The following is a 21209-nucleotide window of genomic DNA, read 5'->3' on the forward strand; positions in this document are numbered from 1 at the left end:
CTGTCGCTACGCTTTCGCACAGATAAATTGTCACAGGACGTGACGCACTTAGTCTTCGTTCCTCCAGCGCAGGAAGCCTTGCTCTGCGCGAAAGCGAGTAGCCTGGAACGGAAATCACCTTCATTTGACTTAGTAGTATCACAAAGAGTCCCTTGACCAATTAGTTTTTCAACACTATGAAAAGAACGTATTGGAATACATACGTTCTTTTATAACTTTATATTATTTTTTGATAGCGACAAATCGTAGTCTACAATAATCAGCAATCCATTGTTGATCCTGATAATAGTTAGGTTTTAATAGTTCCTCACATTTTGCATAGATTTGCTCTTTCTCTTTTTCCGTTAAATGCTGTAGGATATTATGACTAAACATCACTAACCAATTACGAAGCCCGTCCTCGCCCTGAAGAGGAGTTGGTCGCTCATATAGTGTAATCGTATCAACGGTAAAGCCGGCTTTCTCTAGTTTAGATTGATATTCTGCTAAAGTGGGGAAATACCAAGGGAAATATTCCTCTCTATAAGGTAGTTGCAAATCCTCCATGCTTTTTTGAAGTGCCCATACTATAGAGGCGATATTACCATCTCCACCCATTTCAGCTACAAATCGCCCTCCCTGTTTAAGCGAATTATAAATATTTTCAATAACTTGATCTGCCTGCTTCATCCAATGAAGAGCAGCGTTTGAGAAGACTGCTTCAAATTGATATTTAATGGAAAACACTGTAGCATCCACCGCTTGAAACTCTATGCCAGGATATTTTTGCTGTGCCGCAATAATCATGTCCTGAGAGGCATCAATTCCTTGAACAATGGCACCGTGAGTTGCAATTTCATGTGCTAAATCTCCTGTCCCACAACCAACATCTAATATTACTTCATTTTTCTGTGGTCTAAGCAGGTCCACTAAGCTTTCTCCAAATTTTGAAACAAAGTCATGCTTTTGATCATATAAATTGGCATTCCATTTTGTTGTCATATTACTTCATCTCCTTTGTTTGAGCATAACAGAGAGCTTAATTGAATAGAAATTCTAGAAAATAACAATTTTGATTCCACTTTGGAATAAAGAGAGGATGCCCCATAATAGTACTTAGCCTTGTGACAAGTATCCTATTGCTCCAAGTGCTTTCAGAAACCCCCTGTTGGAACAGAAATCAATTCCACGTTATGACATTGTATTGTATAAATGTTGATTTTTTGTCAACATGAATAATATGCATCCAAGCTGATGGTGATGATATGTTAGTATAGGTAAGTCTAAATCAATAATCGCATTAGCTTCCTTTTATTTAAAAGTGTTGACAAAATGTCAATGTAATAATACACTTCTTGAGAATGATATATTAGACAGTTGAAAAAAGTTACAGTAGAAAATGGCAAGGGGGGAGGACAGAAAATGACTGAGAAGAGAAACAACAATAATCTTGGCTTATTGCTTAGGGAATTCTTGAAAGAACGTTCATTGTCTATGCGAAAGTTTAGTGAGCACACTGGAATAGATACAGCTACAATCTCACGGATAATAAATAATAAGAGAAAAGCAACACCACAACATTTAGAAAAATTTGCTGACTGTCTTGGAGTTCCTTTAATTAATCTATTTGAAGCTGCTGGGTACCCCATTGAACAAAGACAAGAGAAATCTGAATCAGATATTCATACATCTGTTGACGCAATACAAGCTCTTCTTAAGTCTTCTAATGTTTATGATGATGAATTTTCGGTGGCACAGGTTGAACAGAAACTGGAGAGCTATGGATTATTTGCGCAAACAGAAGAAGGTAAAAAAACGATTGCTAAAGATTTTAATGAGAAAATTAAACATGTAGGAAGTGTAGGTCCTTTTATAAGCAAATTAAAAGAATTATATGAAAGATTCTTATCAGGAAAAGGTACACTTTTTGAACTAACTATAATTGGAAGTGCATTATTATATTTTATTATTCCTGTAGATGTTTTACCAGATTATCTATTTCCTATTGGTTATTTAGATGATGCAATAGCTGTACAACTAACTACAAAGACATTACTAAAAAATTAATTTAGAGTTAAATGATAGGTGGATTTAATTATGAGAAGAAGTAAAAAGAGCCGTAAATGGCTAAGGAATTTGTTCTTAGCATTCGCATTAGTAATCATAGTAGGGATTATATATTCGGTTTATCAATACAATAGCGGATTAGCAATGGCAGACGATGGTCCATTTAAAGATGATGGAAAGACATTTGACCCATTCGAAGGTGCAGATGTACAGGTTGGTCAGATAAATGTGCTATTAATTGGAAGTGATGCAAGAGATGAGGATGGTCGATCGGATACATTAATGATTGCACACTATGATCAAACGACAAATAATGTAAAGCTTATTTCAATTATGAGAGATACGTATGTCGAAATTCCGGATTACGGAATGAATAAAATTAATGCTGCCTTTGCTTTTGGAGGGCCTGAACTTGTAAGGAAGACAATAAAGCAAAATTTTGATCTTGATGTTAATTATTACGCTATAGTGGATTTTAAAGGATTCCCCAAAATTATTGATCTTTTAGCACCTGATGGGATTGAGGTTGATATTCCTTATGAAATGTCTCATGGAATTGGCATGACATTAAAGCCTGGAGAACAAACTTTACATGGTAATGAGTTATTAGGCTATGTTCGATTCCGCCACGATCGTCTAAGTGATTTTGGACGGGTGGAACGTCAGCAAGAAGTTTTGACTAAGGTGAAAGAACAAATCGGTGTTTCAAGCTTAATGAATTTGCCAAAAATACTTGGCGTTGTAGATTCCTACATTGATACAAATGTTGATAATAAAACAATCCTTACAATCGGAAAAGGGATAGTAAATGGAGATTCTAAAGGTATGAACACTTTACGCATTCCTATTGCAGGCTCTTTTGAAGACAAACGTGTAAATGTAGGTGAAGTTTTAGATATTGATTTAGATAAAAACCAAGGTGCATTAAAAGAATTTTTATCATCAGCGGACAATGATACGACTTATGTAGTATCATCCTAAGAGAATTGCTTGAGCATAGATTTCAACTTTTAATCTGTTTATAGAACAATACCTATGAACAGATTCAACATGATTCAATAATTGACAATATAACATGAAAGTGAATTTTACAAAAAAAAGGTAGCTGATGATTTGCATCAGCTACCTATCTTATTTTTCAAGCCTTGTTAGTGTTTTCCCACTCCAGCCAAATATAATTGTTAAAATCGGACCTAATAAACAGAAGAAGGTGAAGGGGAGATAAGATACTGTAGATATATCTAGTACACTAGCAATAAATATACCGCAAACACTCCAAGGGACAAGTGGATTGACAACTGTACCTGCATCCTCCATTACACGAGATAGGTTTTTGGGTGCTAGTCCAACCTTTGCGAACTGTTCTTTAAATGCTTCGCCTGTTAATAAGATGGAAAGATACTGCTCACCAATCAGTGTATTGACACCTACTCCTGTAATGGCAGCTCCTGTGATCACGGAACCAGCGCTGTTAAAGATGTTCTCAACCTTTGCTAAAATACTTTGAATAATGCCTAGAGTGAATAATAGCCCACCCATTGTTAGTGCCAGTAAAACTAAGGCGATTGTTGATAGCATACTACTCATACCACCGCGTGTCAGTAATGCATCTACTTCCTTATTACCAGTTTGGGAGACATAGCCTTCAAAAAGCATTTTAAAGATATTAGAAAGGGCAATTGGTTCAAGCATGTAGGAAAGTCCCACACCAAGAATTGAAACGACTGCAAGCGTAATTAGTGCAGGCGCCTTATAAAAAGTCATCACAATAAGTACAGCAACTGGCATTAATGTATACCAATGTATAAGTCCTGTTGCAACTAATCCTTCCTTAAAATGCTCTACTGTGTCAAATGCTGTATCTGTAGCTGATGGAGATAAAATAGCATATAAAACAATGGAGATGATGAAAGCAGGAATCGTTGTCCAGCCCATATTTTTAATATGCTCGAAAAGATCCACGCCAACTGTCCCAGAAGCAAGATTTGTTGTATCTGATAGGGGAGACATTTTATCACCAAAGAAAGCTCCTGAAACAATCGCACCAGCAGTTATGGCTAAGGAGATATCCATTGCACCAGCAATTCCCATAAAAGCCACACCCACTGTGGCAACAGTTGTTAATGAGCTTCCGACAGATATGCCAACAACGCTACAAATTAAAAATACTATGGCAAAGAAAAAACTAGGTGAAACGGTTAAAAAGCCATAATAGATAAGTGTAGGAATAGTGCCTCCCATCATCCAACTTGTAATTAAAATACCGATAAAGAAGAAGATGAATACAGCGCCTAGCCCTGCACTCGCACCAGCAATCATCCCCCCTTCAAGCTCACGAAAAGGAATTTTTTTAAGTAATCCATAGGCAATTAAAAGTGAAATAACCAAAAAAATAGGGATATGGGGAGTCGCTTTTAAATACCCAATACTAAATGCCATCATGGCGATAATTAAAAGTATGATGAAGCCTGCCTCAATAAATCGAGGGTTACTCTTTGCTTCAATTCGAAACATGCTAATCCTCCTAGTAATTACTTCTTCGCTTCAATGCGGTGAAGCCCAAAAGAATTATAGCACGCAAATAAATTTTGTCAATTGACTGAAAATTGCTATATAAAATCGAATGATATTTTTTATTGCTTTCTCTAGTTATTTGAACATTCTCTAATACACCTTAAGTCGTTGCCTTTGACTGGTCACTTTATTGAAAAAAATAATCCCACGCATTTTTAAGAATCAATGTACATGTCATGATAATGAAAATAATACGCATCACTTTTGTTCCACGTTTCAGTGCGAATTTTGAACCTAAGATAGCCCCAAAAATCATGACAAACCCCACAGGCAGTCCATATAAAAAATTAACTTCTCCTAACAGTAAAAACATAATAAGTGCTGCTAAATTAGAAGTGAAATTAAACGCTTTGGCATTGCCCGCGGCCTGCAAGAAATCATTTCCCATCATTAATAAAATGAAAATAAAAAACGAACCAGTTCCAGGCCCAAAGAAACCATCATAAAAGCCAATAGCCGCAAACGCGCCAATAAAAGCGATTTTTTTAGTAGCAGTTAATATTCGCTCCTCAGGCTGTTGTCCCCAATCTTTCTTGAAAACTGTATAAGTGGTCACAAGGACGAGCATAACAAGCATTAAGGGCTTTAAAATGGAAGGCGATACAAGATGTACCGTATAGGCTCCAATTATAGAGCCGATGAAGATGAAAGGGATGATCTTGCCGATTTTTTTAAAATCTACCTTGCCAGCTCGTAAAAAAGTTAACATACTTGTACCATTGCTAATTGTATTGGCAAGTTTGTTTGTGGCGATGGCTGTACTAGGTGGTAGCCCAACAGCCATAAACGCAGGCAAGGAAATTAATCCCCCGCCACCAACAATCGCATTTAAAAAGGATGCGATAAAGCCGAGTACTAATAGTATGGCAAGTGACAGTAAATCGATGTCCATATGTATGAGTCACATCCTTCTTATATTGTTCTTATAAGAGTACTGTGAATTATATGAAATAACAATGAAATCTCCAAACCTTATGTAAATAGCGTTTACAATTCCTTAACAATTCACTGTTTGAAAAAATAGAAGGAAAAAAAGTTTTTTCAAGTATTTCTCTAAAAATAAAAGAAAAAACGGTAATATTTAAAGAAAAAACGGGTATTTTTATTATTTGGTTTCCAACGTTTTCAACTTGGAAAAGAGCTTGAAATGAATTGTGGCAATTTTAATATTACATTTTTGTAAATTCAACTCGTTTATGTTTAAAAATATGTAGAAATGTGTAAAAGTTTTGTTATGATGATTGCAGAAATCGACAATTTATTCAACAGGAGGAACATAATGTTCAACTCAAACAAGCAAGATCCATTTTTTAAGGCATTATTGAATATCTCTAAAAATGTCAATGAAGGTATTTACTTTGCACATAATGCACGTATTCAAGATATAGATGCACTGAAAGAAATTGCAGACACAATGAAGCAATATGAAACAAGCGGCGATAAATTAATTCATGAGCTTATTGTAATGCTGAATAAATCATTTATGACACCTATTGAACGTGAAGACATTTTAGCACTTGCAAATAAATTAGATGATGTAATAGATGGCATGGAAGGCTGTATTGCTCATTTTAATATGTATAATTTAACAGAAGTAACAGAGCCGATGCGTCAATTCCTCACGTATATTGCAAAAAGTACAGATGAAATGGTACAAGCAATGGAGCTATTAAATAGTAAAAAGCTTGTTGAAATGCGTAAGCACTCCATTCAAATTAAGGACTATGAGCGTGAATGTGATGAAATCTTCCGTTCTTCCATGAAGCAATTATTTATTCAAGAGAAAGATCCAATGCGCATTATTGTGTTTAAAGATATTTATGAGCAATTTGAAGATATAGCGGATAGCTGTCAAACTGTAGCAAATACAATTGAAACAATAATTATGCGTAACGCGTAAGATGGAGTGTAGGAAATGGATACAATATTACTAATAACAATATTAGTCGTTTTATTCGCACTTGTGTTCGATTTTATAAACGGCTTCCATGATACAGCCAACGCGATTGCAACTTCTGTATCAACAAGGGCCTTAAAGCCACGGACAGCAGTATATATGGCTGCAGTGATGAACTTCGTTGGAGCGATTACTTTCGTTGGGGTTGCCAAAGCACTAACAAAAGATATTGTGGACCCGTTTACCTTAAATGCCTATGATGGTGATATTACTGGTTCTGTTGTGATTTTAGCAGCCTTATTATCTGCCATTACGTGGAATTTGCTAACATGGTATTTTGGCATTCCATCGAGTTCTTCTCATACATTAATTGGATCTGTTGCAGGAGCAGCGATTGCCGCAGCAGGATTTGATATTTTGAACTACGAAGGCTTTATTAAAATTATTCAAGCCCTTATTTTTTCACCATTGCTAGCATTCGCAGCAGGTTTCCTGATGATGTCATTATTTAAAGTACTCTTTAAGGATATGAATTTATATCGTACGAATAAAGGTTTCCGAACAATGCAAATTGGTACTGCAGCTCTACAATCATTTACACACGGTACAAACGATGCACAAAAGGCGATGGGAATTATTACGCTTGCTTTAATTGCAGGTGGCTTGCATCAGGGTGATGATATACCTTTCTGGGTACGATTTGCAGCAGCATGTGCAATGGGTCTAGGTACTTCTGTAGGTGGTTATAAAATCATCAAAACAGTTGGTGGAAAGATTATGAAAATTCGTCCAGTGAATGGTGTGGCAGCAGACTTAGCTTCTGCATCGATTATCTTTGGAGCAACATTAATTCATTTACCAGTATCAACGACACATGTTATTTCTTCATCTATTATGGGTGTCGGTACAGCACATCGTGTAAAAGGTGTAAGATGGGGAATGGCACGTAAAATCGTAACAACATGGGTCATTACAATGCCAATTTCTGCGGTGATGGCTGGAGCTATTTACTTTATCTTAAGTTTATTTTTCTAATATAAATGAAGGAATGCACACAAAAAGTGCATTCCTTTTTTGTTTTGATAGGATGGCAGAAGTAGTGGAGAGCAACGATGAATTGACGTATAGCGAGGCAAAAGCGGATAGAACAATAAAAGCGATGGATAGAAACACTGAACTAACGGATAGAATCGCTCAACTGACGGATAGCTTGGCAAAACAAACTGATACAATTCGAATGCACCATATGTAAAATATAAAGAAAGTATAAAGTTTAAAAAATTAAGCCATTTACATAGTAAGGTTATTACAGGAGGAAAACAGATGAGAGAAAAGCTATTACTGATTGAGGATGATACGGCGATTGGACGTATTATAAAGGATACGCTTGAGCGGGAGGGCTATCAAATTACTTGGGCAACGACAGGGCTTGAGGGACTTGCTGATTTTCAAGGCGATTCATTCGATTTAGTGCTTGTTGACTGGATGTTACCTGAGATGGATGGGCTTACAGTTTGCCAAAATATTCGCTGGGAAAGTGAAGTGCCTATTTTAATGATGAGTGCACGCAACGAAGAGGCAGATAAGGTGGAGGGTTTGCAAGGTGCAGATGATTATATAGCAAAACCGTTTAGCTTAGAGGAGTTAAAGGCGCGTATTGCTTCACATTTACGTCGCTGGAAACGTTATAACAAACAAGAAATAACGGAAGAAATCACAACCTTTACACATGGCTTAACAATTGATTGGCACAAGGAAACTGCAGCTCTTCATGATGAAGAGCTTGCCTTAACACAAAAGGAGTTTGCGTTGCTAAAACTACTGGCGAAAAATCCAAGCCAAACCTTTTCAAAAGAGGCACTCTATCAGCATATTTGGCAGCAAGCAAGCGTTGATGAAACACATACAGTCACGGTACATATAAAGGTGCTGCGGGAAAAGCTCAATGATCCAGTTAAAAAGCCACATTTTATTCAGACAGTATGGGGCATGGGCTACTGCTTTATTGGAGAAGCATTATGAAAATTAAAACATGGTTGCTCATCACTTTCTTCATCGTGCTTATCTTACCGATAGCCGGTGCGTATAGCCTTTATGTGTGGATAAATGCTTATTATCACGATAAAAACGTTCTTGAGCACATTGAAAAATGGACAGAGTTGAATCAGGTTAAATCTGTGCTTAATAATCCTGAGTATTATACAAAAAATGCAGACAGAACAGATATAGAAGCAATAACCAATGAACAGCTCGCGATTACACTTTACTCACAATCAGGCTTTGTTTTGTATTCCTCAAATCCGTTGAAATCAGGATTTATCTCCAAAGATCAAATATTTAAAGATTTATATGATTTACAGCAAAAATACAATGCCTTTACGTATAAGGAACCTGTTTATCAAAAAGGAGAATTGCTTGGTATTTATGAAATTCAATTAGTGAGGAAGGACTGGGTACAAGGTGTACAGAATCGCTCTTGGCTTGTCATAGTTAGCTCAATTCTATTGTTTCTTCTTATATATATTGCAGCGATGATGCTACTTCATCGAAAGTTAAATCGACCGTTAAAAGAACTAATGAAGCAAATGCGTGCCTTTGCCAAGGGTGAACAGGTGGCATCAGACTTAGAGATAAGAAAAGATGAAATTGGTGAATTTGCGCAAGCCTTTCTTGCTATGCAGAACGAAATTGAAATGGCACGTGCTCACTTAAAAACAGAACAACAGCAAAAAGAGCTAATGATTGCTAGTATTTCACATGATTTAAAAACACCGCTTACATCAATTCAAGCATATGCAGAATCTTTGCAAAATAAAGCGTTATCGAAAGAGCAGCAGTGCGAATATCGAGAGATTATTATAACAAAGGCTGAAACGATGAAGCATATGTTAGAGGATTTACTGATGTACACATTACTTCAATCTTCAAGCTATGATTTAGAGCTAGTGATGGTTGACGGAGCTGAGTTTTTTGAGATGATATTGTCAGATTACGAACCGCTGTGTGAGGATCAAGGATTTAAGCTTGAAGTGAGCTGTGAGGTAGAAGGTTTTTATGCCGTGCATCCGAAGCAGCTTCAGCGGGTGATTGATAATTTAATGAGTAATGCTTGGCGCTATGGGGAAGTAGGTACAACAATAGGTTTATCAGCCATAAATGCTGGGAAGTGTCCAATATGGTGCTTTGACTTTGTAAAATCTGCACTGATAAAGCAGGAAGGTATCTATATGATTGTACAAAATAGCGGACAAGGGATTAAAAAAGAGGATATTGAAAAGTTATTTGAGCCAATGTACCAGGCAGATACAGCACGAACAAAGGCTGGAGAACGTGGTACAGGGCTTGGCTTAAATATTGCGAAACAAATCATAGAAAAGCATGGTGGAACAGTTGAGCTTATATCTAAAGAAGGTTTTGGAACAGCTGTACTGTGCTGGATTCCATCATATAAAGGAGAGAATTGATAATGAATTGGAAAAAAACATTAAGTGCGGTAGGTTTAGTTGCTGCACTTTCATTTAGCTTAGTAGGCTGTAATACGGAGTCGTATTCACCACAGGAAATTATTGATCAAGCGTTACAGGAGACGAAAGAACCACTTACTTATTACGGCGAATATACAATGGACATGGGCGAGGTTGGTGGAATGGTTCATGTCAAGGAGTGGTCTAAGGATGGTAAAAGACGTATTGATATGACAACTGAAAATGGGGAGCATTTCATCTCTGTCAATAATGGTTCTCAAGTCATTTTATATGATGTGGTTGAAAAAACGGCTCAGACGATGAATTTCAAGGAGGGTGATTTGGATAGCTTACCATCACCGAAGGATCAGGCGGAAATACTATTTAATATGGTGAAAAATACACATGATGTGAAGATTGACGGCGAAGAGAAAATTGCAGGCAGAGATACGTACAAAATGGTAGCGAAAGCTAAAAATGCTGATACATTAATGGGCGATATGGAAGTATGGATTGATAAAAAAACATGGCTAACATTAAAAACCGTAACGAATAACGCCGGGAGTAAAATGGTTACGGAATATACCAAAATAGATATTGATGCAAAAATTGATGAAGCACAATTTACAATGGATATTCCAGCTGATGTTAAAATAGAAGAAATTGCTTCACAGGAAGCTGAAGCAGTAACATTAGATGTAGTGAAAGAGCAGCTTGATGAATTTTTAATGGTGCCAGAAAAAAATGGTGTAACATTAACGACAATTCAAGATATGAAGGTGGAGAAACGTCCAGAGTTTTCATTTGAATATCAGAAAGATGAACAGCCTGCTTTCTCGGTTTCAGTTTATAAAATGACTGAAAGTTATGTAGAGTTTGGTGGCGTTCAAGATGAAAAACCGATCGAGGTACGTGGGAAGGAAGGTACCTACATGGAGTTAGGTGAATTTTTAACGATTAGCTGGCAGGAAAATGGGTATCAATACCATATCATTAGAGAAAATCCGGAGCTGTCTAAAGAAGATTTAGTCGATTATGCCAATCAAATGACCATTATTGAGTGAGGTGAATGGTATGAAGCGCAATGAGTGTATAAAATGTCTCGCATTGTTTTTATTTAGCACCGTTTTTTTATATGGTATAGGTGAAACATATGATGTGTCATGGCTGCAATTTCATTTCTTTGGTAACTACAATGAGGAGGGATTTTATTTCAGCTTTAGTTCTCTCCTTCCTGTATTAGGTGGTATATTAATTGTAGCTTTATATGAAACGCTGTTTAAGCGATTTATTTAATAGATTTAGAAAACAACTAGGGTTTTGAAACATATTTCGTTTCAAAGCCCTAGTTGCTTGTAAACGATCAAATTTATCTTGATTCAGCAGAATACTCTTACCTCTATAGGTGGCGAGATGAATGCGATTTTATTCCTATTCAGTGGGCGTACAAACGCCCGCTGAATCAAGATAAAGCCTCTGGCGGATGTCACGAATTTTGAAGAGGAGCTTTTCGAGCGAGCTCGAAAAAAATCCGGACGCAATTACGCTTGGGTGTAATTGATCGTGATTAAAGTTGATTTTAAGCTATTTGCTGTAAATGTGTTTTCTTAAAGGCTTCATCATATTTTAAGCCATAGCCGAGCGCACGATCTAAAAAAATATGGGCTAGCCAAATAATCGATGCCATTAGTAGCGGAGTAGATATCATGACAAAACCAATCATCATTATAATAGCTGGCAGTATTAAGCTATGACCTATATTGTAAAATAAAGCCCCAACTTTAGTGTTGACAATATAGCCAAGCATACTGATATCAGGAAGCAATAAAAATAAGAGAAAATATAATAATGAAAAGTCAAACTGCCAATAGAAAAATAGACTGATTAAAAATGCTAGTAAATATTCAAGAGAAATAATTTTACGTATTTTCATGATGACCACGACCTTCCTGTAATTTTTGATACATATCCTCGATGAGCGAGGCGATCACCACTTGATTTTCTGCATACTTCCCATCAGCCATCAAAGTCTTTGTTAGTTGTAAGGATTGGAGTGCCTGCTGATAAAACAATAATTGCTGCTCAATATGGGCGATTTTTGCAGAGAATAGCTGTACGGTTTCTTGATTGCAGGATTCTGAAACAGGTTTTTGATCCAGCATCAGTAATTGCTTGATTTCCTGTAGTGTAAAGCCAAGCTGTCTTAATACTAGAATTATTTTAATCGTATTTTCACAAGTGTCATCATACACGCGATAGCCATTGTCCAGTTTATGTGGATACAGTAGCCCTTCCTTCTCGTAGTAGCGCACTGTATCAGTTGTTAATTGATATTTCTCAGCAAACTGTTTAATTTTCATCTAACTACCTCCTGAATTTATCCTAACATTGGAGTGTGCTCCAAGGTCAAGAAAATATTGATAAGAAAGTGAAACGGTCATTAATTGGTAGTCGTTTATAGTGTAAGAGGGGGAGGTGGACGGCATACTTGAAAAAATAATGGATGAACATGCAGAGCATTTACTTCGTCTCGCTTATTTCTACGTGAAAAATAGGTACGTCGCAGAGGATATCGTGCAGGAGGTCTTTATCAAATTTTCACAGCATGACTATGAAGAGCGTGGGCAGCTACGTGCATATTTATCTACATTAACCATCAATAAAAGTAAGGATTATTTAAAAAGCTGGCATTATAAAAAATTAATTTTACAAGAAAAAATCCTTCCAGTGCAAGTAAAAAAACAGCGAGATGAACTGATTGAAGCGGAGGAAAGATCGCATATAGGGGCAGCTATCTTAAAATTACCGATATCCTATAGAGAGCCCATAATCCTTTACTATTATGAAGAAATGAAGATTGCTGAAATAGCACAGGTTCTAGGGATTGTAGAAAATACTGTGAAAACAAGGCTGAAAAGGGCAAGGGAAGCTCTGAAGCCTCATTTAAAGCAGGAGGAATGGGAGGTGCTTGGGCATGAATGAATGGCAAAAGGAATTAGTAAAGGTAGCCGGTGATATGTCAACGAGTAAGGAACGTATCAAAAAACACGTCCTGCGACAGCAGCCTGTCAAACCAAAAAAGCCCATTCGTTTCGCACTATTAACTGCCGTTGTGACTTTATGCTTAGCAGGATTTGTGATGGTGCAGCTGTTAAATAAGGATACGAAGCAAACAGCACAGATGTTTAACGAGAAGCAGTTTGAGCACTTTGAACATGTTATGTATTTGATGTGGCCAGACCAAGGTGAGGAATTTTCAAAGAGAGAGGCCTATCAAAAATATGAGCAGCTAGTTGCCTATTATTATTTTGCAAAATCATTAGGTATGACATCTACAAAGGAAGAGCTAGAAGCAGAAAAAAAGGCACGCTATGATGAGCTTGTCATGCTACAAGAGTCCCCACAATATGTGGAGCTTTTTCAGGGGCTAGGCCTAAAACAATATTTTAAGACGTATATTGAGCCTATGATACCGTTTTATGCAGCTAGAAAAGAACTGAATGCATTTTATGAAAAAAAATATCCAACCTTAGCTGAAACCGCAGATCAAATAGTTGCGAGGGACGCCCTTCGTTATTTTCAAGCTCATTTTGCTGAGCAATCAACAGCATTTCAGGATAAAATGGGTATCGACAATCGTACACACTCACAAGGAACGATTTACGTAGGGACGGTCATTAAAATTGAGTCTAATGCTTTTTTATTTGTGGAGGGTGCCATCCCTGAGGATCTGGCAAAGCTTTCTGAGGAACAAATTATTAAGAAATATAATAATGCAACTTGGTATCCAATCTTGAATGATTACCCAGTCAAGTTAGGAGATTACATTTCATTAGAATCATCAGGAAGTATGTCATATGAGGACAATGGTGTAGAGGTTATAAATGGTTTTTTAAACAGTATTGAATGGATTGAGCCTACTGTAACGAAAAAGCTTACTATTCAAAATGAACAGGAAATCATTCAATTTTTCCAGCAAACAGATTGGCAGACTCCAGATAAATATAATAAGATGAAACAACCACCAGAGTATTCTTTTATGCTAGAGGGAGTTAGAGTTGATGTTTGGCTCAGCTATGGTCAGACACTTTATTTGCAAAAAGTGGAGTTTGGTGCTATCCATCTTAATCAAAAAAGATCAGAACAATTAAAGGCGATATTAGGTTTGCAGGATTCGTAGCAAGTCTCTAAAAAAGAGGCTTGTTTTTTCTTTGTCAGAAAATTATAGTTTTGTGTACTGTTATCATTATTAATCTAAGATGATTAGATTTTGATTAAAAAATTATTAGGAGGATATAATCAGTTAGATTTATATTTGGGTTAAATTACTCATTAAATCAAAAATAAATGAGTCCAAAGAATTGTAATATTTTATTAGTAAAGGTAGTATTAAAGATGTAAGGGGTTAAATGAGGAGGGGCGGTATGAATACACAGGAGTTTGAAGAATTATGGATTACGCTAAATGAATTGTATAATGCGAATCGCTTTTTAGAATATATCGAATTAAGTAGTGCCGCAATCGATAGTGCTATTGTACTTGAGATATATGATAAAGCAATCCTTTTATTACGGTATCGCTGTGCCAGTTATTTTCAAACAGGAGATTTGCAGATTTCCATCAGTGTGCTTGAGCAATATCGTGAATTAACCTTTCAATATGGCAATGATATTGATTTAATTCATTATTATATTTTAGCGGCCATCTATTGGGGAACTTTTGGCCATTTGAAAAAATCTGAGGAACTTATGTTAAAGGGACTTAAGATTGCTGAGCGCATTCAACATGTAGAAAGCATGGGGAAAATTTATAATAATTTAAGTGATTTAGAAATTGCATTAGGGAGCTATCAAACAGCAAAAGAATTCGCGTTGAAGAGTTTATATTATGCAAATGCTTTTGAGACGAAGCATGACAATCCATATACAGGAATTATCCATCCAAAAATAAACTTAGCCGTTGCTCAAATTTGGCTTGAGGAATTTGAAAAAGCACATGAAGTCTTACAAGAGCTACTAACGACTATTCAGAAACCTCCGTATTCCAAGGTACAATTGGAGATTATGAATGCTAATGCTTTGCTTTATGAAAGACAGGGACGTATTGGTGAGGCCATCGATTTATATCAAAAATCAAAACACTATGCCCTACAAAATAATGATCTTGCTTTGCTACAAATCATTTACAATTCTTTAGTGCTACTAATTGAGGAACAGGGAAATAAAGTAGTTTTATGTGCGATTCAAAAGGAATATATTAATATTTTGCTAGAAATCCAACGGGAGAATTATACACATGTGTTATTTGAAATGGAGTATAATGACGAGAAAAAGCAACTAGAAAAATCCTCTTATATTGATCCATTAACAAATATTTATAATCGACGTTATTTTGATGAGAATGCGGTAAAGATGATGCAGAAAGCTTCAACTGAAAAACAGCAGTTAGCGTTAATGATGGTTGATCTAGATCATTTTAAAGCCATTAATGATAGGAATGGTCATTTGTTTGGCGATGATGCATTAACCATTACAGCTACAACATTAAAGGAATTTTTCCAACCTTTTGAATCAATAGTTGCACGTTTTGGTGGAGATGAATTTATTATTCTTAGTCAATTAAAGATGGGAGAAACTGCCCAAACATTGGCAAAAAATCTCTATAAAAAATTAGCATCTTTATCTTTAGAAATAAAAGATGAAGCGATTCATTTAGAGTTTAGTATTGGTGTGAGCATCAATCACAAGGGGAAGGTAACAAAAATTGAAGAACTCATTCATCAAGCTGATACCGCGCTCTATGCCTCAAAACGCAATGGTCGTAACCAAATTACTGTCTTTAAACAATATAATGATATTGGAAATGATTGTTAATGATAAGCACCTTTCTGAATATTTGTTTCTTTTTGATGTAAACGTTGTCTATAAATTTAAAAATCTGCTTGTTTTCACGGAATAAACGTTGAAGGCTTGCAGATTTTTATTGTCTTGATGCATTGTAGCATACCTTTATAAATTTTTTTCTAATTTCTCAATAGAAGATATTGTAAATGAAACCAGTTGTATGCTACTATGAAATTAAATAGACAGACAGTCGGTCTATCTAGAGGAGGTATAGAAATGAGAACGATAAAGAAGGCACAAGAGCGTCGAAATGAAATTCTTGATGTGGCAGAGGAGCTTTTTAATCAGAAAGGCTTTGATGGTACTAGCACAAACGATATTCTTGAAAAGGTCGGAATCGCACGTGGAACACTGTATTATCACTTTAAGTCAAAAGAGGATATTATGGACGCCTTAATTGATCGAATGACAGATACGATTTTAGAAGCGGCAAAGGAAATTAGTGCAAATAAAAGTATTCCAGTAAATGAGAGAATGATTCGAGTTGTAATGGCTTTGAACATTAGTGGTGGAAATAGCAAGGAAATCATGGAACATATTCACAAGCCTCAGAACGCTTTGATGCACCAAAAAATCCAAAAAATTATTATCAACAATGTGCCAACTATTCTGGCAAATATTATTCGTGAAGGCATTGAGCAGGGATTATTTAACACACCATATCCGTATGAATGCATGGAAATGATAGTGGCATATACGAATACCGTATTTGACGATGATTTGGTTCATTTAACAGATGAAGAACGCACTTCACGAATAGTGGCCTTAGTATTCAACGTAGAAAGGCTACTGGGTGTTGAAAGTGGAAGTCTCATGTATATGATGAAGATGTTTGGAAACGAAAACAGCGAATAAAAATTTTTGCATAATGCATTCTTTTTTAAATCAGTTAAAGAGGTGACATATGTATTACAGAATAATCCGTAATGATATGGCAAAAAGCAAATTAATAACATTGACCACGATAATATTTGTGGCTGCTGCGTCATTACTTGTTTCCCTTTCAGCCATATTAATGGTGAATCTTACAGGTGCGATAGATACGCTTATGAAGCAATCGAAAACACCACATTTCCTGCAAATGCATTCAGGCGAAATTGATCGTGATAGATTGAAAAACTTCGCCAACAATAATAGCAATGTCGAAGAATTTCAGGTGCTTGAATTTCTTAATGTGGATGGAGCACATATCGTTATTGACGGGACATCGCTTGCAGGCAATGTTCAGGACAATGGCTTCACGATGCAGAGTGAAAAATTTGATTATCTCCTTGATCTTGATGGACAGGTGATAGAGGTTGCCGATGGAGAGGTGTATGTGCCTGTAGGCTATATGAAGGATGGCACCGCAAACATTGGGGATACGATTGTTGTAAATAATAAAAAGAAATTCATTGTTGCAGGATTTCTTCGTGATTCACAGATGAATTCGTTACTCGCTTCATCAAAAAGATTTTTGGTGAGTGAGCATGATTATGCAACAATAAAGAGTTTCGGAAGTACAGAATATTTAATTGAGTTTAGATTAAGGGATATGTCTGAGATAGGCACATTCGAAACTGCTTACACTTCCGCAGGACTTGAAGCAAATGGTCCGACAATTACATATCCACTGTTCAAAATGTTAAATGCCATATCCGATGGTCTAATGATAGCAGTTATTCTTCTTATAAGCGTTCTTGTCGTAACAATCGCATTTATGTGTATACGATTTACACTGCTTGCAAAAATTGAGGATGATTATCGAGAAATAGGCGTTATGAAAGCCATAGGGCTACGTGTTACAGATATTAAAAAGATTTATCTCGCAAAATACGCAGTGATTGCAGCAATAGGCTGTTCACTTGGCTATGCCCTGTCCTTTGTATTTAAGGGTATTCTCCTTGAAAACATAAGGCTCTATATGGGAGTGAGTGAAAATAGATTTTTGGCTTTATTTGTTGGAATAATCGGTGTATTTCTAGTGTTTTTTGTAATGATCGCTTATGTGAGTAATGTACTAAGAGGTTTTCGAAAAATCTCTGCGGTGGAGGCTCTTCGGTTTGGTTTTTCACACGGAAAATCCTCTGGCGCAAAGGGCTTTTATCTGAGTAAAAATAGACTATTAAATACTAATCTATTTTTAGGGATAAAGGATGTTCTTTCTAGAAAAAGTCTTTATACGACCATGCTTGTGGTACTTGTAATGTCAACATTTATCATCATCGTTCCACAAAATCTATACAACACGATTTCCTCTAAAAGCTTCATCACTTATATGGGAATAGGCAGCAGTGATTTGCGTATAGATATCCAGCAGACAGACAATATTCAGAAAAGAGCTACGGAAGCTGTAACAACATTGGACGGGGATAGCACGATTTCTAAATATGCTGTACTTACGACCAAAACATTCAATGTGAAGACAATTAACGGCTCTGAGGAAAGCATAAAAATTGAACTTGGTGACCACTCGATTTTTCCGCTTAGGTATGCAGAAGGGAAAGCACCTGTTTCACAAGATGAAATTGCGCTGTCAGTCATGAACGCTGAGGAATTAGGGAAAAAGGTCGGAGATCACATGACACTGTTAGTCGAAGGGAAGGAGAGAAATCTCATCGTATCTGGAACCTATTCCGATATTACGAACGGTGGTAAAACGGCAAAGGCTGCTTTCACTGACTCACAGGCGGATACAATGTGGAGTGTTATTTATGTAGAGCTTAACGATAAAACATTGACAGAAGCGAAAATTTCTGAGTATACAGATAGCTTTCAAATTGCAAAGATTTCGGGCATAGACGATTATATTACACAGACATTTGGTTCAACAATTAGCTCTATTGGGAAAGCGTCCTCTATATCAGTCATTTTAGCCCTAATATTATCAATCCTGGTGACATTGTTATTTATGAAAATGCTTATCGCAAAGGATAGATATTCGATTGCTATTATGAAGTCTTTGGGCTTTACAAATACGGATATAACCATCCAATATGCAGCACGTTCGTTATTTGTACTCATTGTAGGTATTGTTCTAGGAACGCTTTTAGCCAATACGCTTGGCGAGCTGCTAGCTAGTGCAGTGATTGCCTCATTTGGAGCTTCGTCGTTTACATTCGTTGTTAATCCACTTTCTGCCTATCTATTATGTCCATTGGTGATGGGGTGTACCGTACTAGTAGCAACAGTTTTCAGTACAGCCAGCGCAGGTCAGATAAAAATAACTGATAATATAAAGGAGTAGATTATGCAGAAGATTATTATTGGTGAAAAGATTGTGAAATCATTTAGAGTAGATAATGAAAGACATCCTGTTCTTAAGGATGTGTCTGTTGACATAAATGAGGGTGAATTCGTTTCAATTATGGGACCATCAGGGTCAGGGAAATCAACATTGTTGTATGCATTAAGCGGTATGGATCATATTGATAGCGGGAAGGTTACTTTTAATGGCAGTGATTTATCAGGGTTCAATGAAAAGGAGCTTGCCGACTTACGTAGAACCAAAATGGGTTTTATTTTTCAGCAGCCAACTTTGCTCAAAAATTTAAATATTTTAGATAATATTATTTTACCCTCTATGCGAGATAATCGAAAAAACGTTGTGGAAATTGCCAAAAGAGCTAGGGCCTTGATGACAAAAGTTGGGATTGCAGAGTTGGAAAAACGGGATATTACTCAGGTTTCGGGAGGGCAGCTTCAACGCACAGGTATATGCCGTGCGCTAATGAGTAATCCTGCCATTATATTCGGTGATGAACCAACAGGGGCTCTTAACTCTAAATCTGCACAGGAGATTATGAGTATTATTTCTGAAATAAACGCAGAGGGTACTGCTATTATGCTTGTGACTCATGACCCAAAGGTTGCTGCTAGAACGGAGCGAATCCTGTTTATGCGCGACGGAACAATTGTAAGTGAGATGCATCTCGAAAAATTCACTAACACTGATATGGATGATAGAATGAATAAAGTGACAGCAAAAATGCGAGAAATAGGAATCTAATTATTTTATTCTGCCCTAAATGTAAGTGACCCGTAATTAATCATTACGGGTTATTTTTATGGCGAAAAAAAGAAATTTTAAAAATATGAATCGGAAATGTATCGACATCCGTCAGTAGTTTAGAAAGAAGGTGAGGGCAACAATGAATATAGAAAAGATTATCGAGATGCATGGTGACTATTTACTAAAGGTTGCTTATCTATATGTGAAAAATACAGCAACAGCTGAGGACATTGTGCAGGATGTGTTGATTGCCTTTTATCAAAAGCAGGAGCAGTTTCGTCAGGAATCATCCTTACGTACATATTTAGTGAAAATGACGGTTAATCGGAGCCACGATTATTTACGAAGCTGGAAAAGTAAACGATTAACACTGCTAGAAAAAATAACGGGACGTACAACAGCTGTCACACCTGAAAAAGAATTTCTTGCGAAGTCGATTAAGCGAGAGCTGGTGGAAGCGTTGTTTACCTTATCAGTTGCCTACAGAGAAGTTCTTATTCTTTATTATTTTGAAGATATGACAACTGTGGAAATCGCACAACTTGTATGTTGTCCAGAGGCAACAATCCGAACACGCTTGCAACGTGCTAGAAGACAGCTGGCAGCAACAATAGGAGATTATGATTGGGAGGTGTTACGCCATGAATCAATTTAAAGAAGAGGTACTAAAAGAACTTCGAGAGGTAAAGCTTACAGCTGAGAAAAAACAGGCAATCGCCCAAAAAGCACGACATAAAAGTATACGAAGAAGCAGTCCTTGGCAATATCGTGTTGTGCTGACAACGTTTACAATTTTTGTGATTTCCTTTGTGTTTTTATTATTAAACAAAAAAGATCAACAAATTGGAGGTCAACAAGCGGCAAATATGGAGCAGGAATCGAGTACATGGAGTATTTTAAGTTTGTTAGAAAATGACTTTGTAAAGGGTATCTTGATATTTTCCATTTATCTAATTTCCGCATGTTTTATAAAAAAGTATTTAAAAAAGAAAAAATACGGTTTACCAGTTTGTATTCAGTGTGGAGAATCGTGGACTAAAAAGCAGGCTCACACACTCTTTTGGAAAAATAATGCGAAACCGATTGTATGTAAACATTGTGGCAAAAAACAATATCGTACAAACAAATCGATGCAATTAAATGGGTTAGTACAGTTACCATTATTTCAGATTTTATTTATTGCGAGTTTTAATTTTCAAAATATTTTAATTGGAATAACTTTTTATGTACTAAGTATCCCTTTATTTTACTTTATACTCATCCCATATATATTTGCTCTACAGGAAAACGATCCGATGAAGGAACCTCAAAAACCACTTTGGTAAAAAAGTTTT

Annotated in this window: 22 protein-coding genes; 17 read left to right on the forward strand and 5 right to left on the reverse strand. The window is 36.4% G+C overall.

Annotated elements, in window-relative coordinates; translation table 11 throughout:
* Positions 1-222 precede the first annotated feature (222 nt).
* Complete coding sequence (locus tag AC3WOM_RS20865; RefSeq protein ID WP_492448178.1) at positions 223-981, reverse strand: class I SAM-dependent methyltransferase; 759 nt, start codon at positions 979-981, stop codon at positions 223-225.
* A 420-nt stretch (positions 982-1401) separates the two neighbouring features.
* Here AC3WOM_RS20865 and AC3WOM_RS20870 point away from each other — a divergent pair, with 420 nt between their 5' ends.
* Complete coding sequence (locus AC3WOM_RS20870; protein WP_427545959.1) at positions 1402-2046, forward strand: helix-turn-helix domain-containing protein; 645 nt, start codon at positions 1402-1404, stop codon at positions 2044-2046.
* Positions 2047-2076: 30 nt separating this feature from the next.
* Positions 2077-3027 carry an LCP family protein gene (locus AC3WOM_RS20875; RefSeq protein ID WP_427545957.1) on the forward strand — a complete coding sequence of 317 codons (951 nt, stop codon included), beginning with the start codon at positions 2077-2079 and terminating at the stop codon, positions 3025-3027.
* 150 nt (positions 3028-3177) lie between these two features.
* Here the strand turns inward: AC3WOM_RS20875 and nhaC are convergent, their stop codons facing one another.
* Together nhaC and AC3WOM_RS20885 are read right to left on the reverse strand one after the other, a co-directional pair.
* On the reverse strand, positions 3178-4560 hold the full coding sequence (nhaC, locus tag AC3WOM_RS20880) for a Na+/H+ antiporter NhaC (protein ID WP_492448179.1): 1383 nt from the start codon (positions 4558-4560) through the stop codon (positions 3178-3180).
* A gap of 187 nt (positions 4561-4747) precedes the next feature.
* Positions 4748-5512: a sulfite exporter TauE/SafE family protein gene (locus AC3WOM_RS20885; RefSeq protein ID WP_492448180.1), complete on the reverse strand. Its 765-nt coding sequence runs from the start codon at positions 5510-5512 to the stop codon at positions 4748-4750.
* Positions 5513-5899: 387 nt separating this feature from the next.
* Here AC3WOM_RS20885 and AC3WOM_RS20890 point away from each other — a divergent pair, with 387 nt between their 5' ends.
* The 7 genes from AC3WOM_RS20890 to AC3WOM_RS20920 all read left to right on the forward strand — a co-directional run bounded on the left by AC3WOM_RS20890 (position 5900) and on the right by AC3WOM_RS20920 (position 11277).
* Positions 5900-6520: a DUF47 domain-containing protein gene (locus AC3WOM_RS20890; RefSeq protein ID WP_427545951.1), complete on the forward strand. Its 621-nt coding sequence runs from the start codon at positions 5900-5902 to the stop codon at positions 6518-6520.
* A 15-nt stretch (positions 6521-6535) separates the two neighbouring features.
* Complete coding sequence (locus AC3WOM_RS20895) at positions 6536-7552, forward strand: inorganic phosphate transporter (protein WP_492448181.1); 1017 nt, start codon at positions 6536-6538, stop codon at positions 7550-7552.
* A 64-nt stretch (positions 7553-7616) separates the two neighbouring features.
* Positions 7617-7769, forward strand: coding sequence for a hypothetical protein (locus AC3WOM_RS20900; RefSeq protein ID WP_492448182.1), 153 nt, complete (start codon positions 7617-7619; stop codon positions 7767-7769).
* 71 nt (positions 7770-7840) lie between these two features.
* Positions 7841-8539: a response regulator transcription factor gene (locus AC3WOM_RS20905; RefSeq protein ID WP_492448183.1), complete on the forward strand. Its 699-nt coding sequence runs from the start codon at positions 7841-7843 to the stop codon at positions 8537-8539.
* Complete coding sequence (locus AC3WOM_RS20910; protein WP_492448184.1) at positions 8536-9981, forward strand: HAMP domain-containing sensor histidine kinase; 1446 nt, start codon at positions 8536-8538, stop codon at positions 9979-9981. Before AC3WOM_RS20905 ends, AC3WOM_RS20910 begins: the two co-directional genes overlap by 4 nt.
* A gap of 2 nt (positions 9982-9983) precedes the next feature.
* Positions 9984-11045: a LolA family protein gene (locus AC3WOM_RS20915; RefSeq protein WP_492448185.1), complete on the forward strand. Its 1062-nt coding sequence runs from the start codon at positions 9984-9986 to the stop codon at positions 11043-11045.
* 10 nt (positions 11046-11055) lie between these two features.
* Positions 11056-11277 carry a hypothetical protein gene (locus AC3WOM_RS20920; protein ID WP_427545942.1) on the forward strand — a complete coding sequence of 74 codons (222 nt, stop codon included), beginning with the start codon at positions 11056-11058 and terminating at the stop codon, positions 11275-11277.
* Between the two features lie 283 nt (positions 11278-11560).
* Here the strand turns inward: AC3WOM_RS20920 and AC3WOM_RS20925 are convergent, their stop codons facing one another.
* Together AC3WOM_RS20925 and AC3WOM_RS20930 are read right to left on the reverse strand one after the other, a co-directional pair.
* Positions 11561-11914: a DUF4260 domain-containing protein gene (locus AC3WOM_RS20925; protein ID WP_427545940.1), complete on the reverse strand. Its 354-nt coding sequence runs from the start codon at positions 11912-11914 to the stop codon at positions 11561-11563.
* A complete protein-coding gene (locus AC3WOM_RS20930) occupies positions 11901-12341 on the reverse strand; it encodes a MerR family transcriptional regulator (RefSeq protein WP_427545938.1) in 441 nt (146 codons plus the stop codon). The genes AC3WOM_RS20925 and AC3WOM_RS20930 overlap by 14 nt, the downstream gene beginning before the upstream one ends.
* Before the next feature lie 115 nt (positions 12342-12456).
* Here AC3WOM_RS20930 and AC3WOM_RS20935 point away from each other — a divergent pair, with 115 nt between their 5' ends.
* From AC3WOM_RS20935 to AC3WOM_RS20970, 8 genes are all read left to right on the forward strand, one after another.
* Positions 12457-12963: a sigma-70 family RNA polymerase sigma factor gene (locus AC3WOM_RS20935; RefSeq protein WP_427545936.1), complete on the forward strand. Its 507-nt coding sequence runs from the start codon at positions 12457-12459 to the stop codon at positions 12961-12963.
* Entirely contained in the window at positions 12956-14161 is a 1206-nt protein-coding gene (locus AC3WOM_RS20940) for a hypothetical protein (RefSeq protein ID WP_492448186.1), read from the forward strand. Before AC3WOM_RS20935 ends, AC3WOM_RS20940 begins: the two co-directional genes overlap by 8 nt.
* Before the next feature lie 244 nt (positions 14162-14405).
* Positions 14406-15854, forward strand: a complete 1449-nt coding sequence (locus tag AC3WOM_RS20945; RefSeq protein ID WP_492448187.1) for a tetratricopeptide repeat-containing diguanylate cyclase — start codon at positions 14406-14408, stop codon at positions 15852-15854.
* 246 nt (positions 15855-16100) lie between these two features.
* Positions 16101-16739 carry a TetR/AcrR family transcriptional regulator gene (locus tag AC3WOM_RS20950; protein WP_492448188.1) on the forward strand — a complete coding sequence of 213 codons (639 nt, stop codon included), beginning with the start codon at positions 16101-16103 and terminating at the stop codon, positions 16737-16739.
* Between the two features lie 49 nt (positions 16740-16788).
* Positions 16789-19110, forward strand: coding sequence for an ABC transporter permease (locus AC3WOM_RS20955; protein WP_492448189.1), 2322 nt, complete (start codon positions 16789-16791; stop codon positions 19108-19110).
* A gap of 3 nt (positions 19111-19113) precedes the next feature.
* The gene (locus tag AC3WOM_RS20960; RefSeq protein WP_492448190.1) at positions 19114-19872 is read left to right on the forward strand and encodes an ABC transporter ATP-binding protein; all 759 of its coding nucleotides are present in this window, start codon (positions 19114-19116) and stop codon (positions 19870-19872) included.
* Between the two features lie 142 nt (positions 19873-20014).
* On the forward strand, positions 20015-20530 hold the full coding sequence (locus AC3WOM_RS20965) for a sigma-70 family RNA polymerase sigma factor (RefSeq protein WP_492448191.1): 516 nt from the start codon (positions 20015-20017) through the stop codon (positions 20528-20530).
* A complete protein-coding gene (locus tag AC3WOM_RS20970; protein ID WP_427537833.1) occupies positions 20517-21200 on the forward strand; it encodes a TIGR04104 family putative zinc finger protein in 684 nt (227 codons plus the stop codon). Before AC3WOM_RS20965 ends, AC3WOM_RS20970 begins: the two co-directional genes overlap by 14 nt.
* Positions 21201-21209 lie beyond the last annotated feature (9 nt).

The sequence above is a fragment of the Lysinibacillus sp. FW301-JW8 genome (assembly GCF_058788755.1).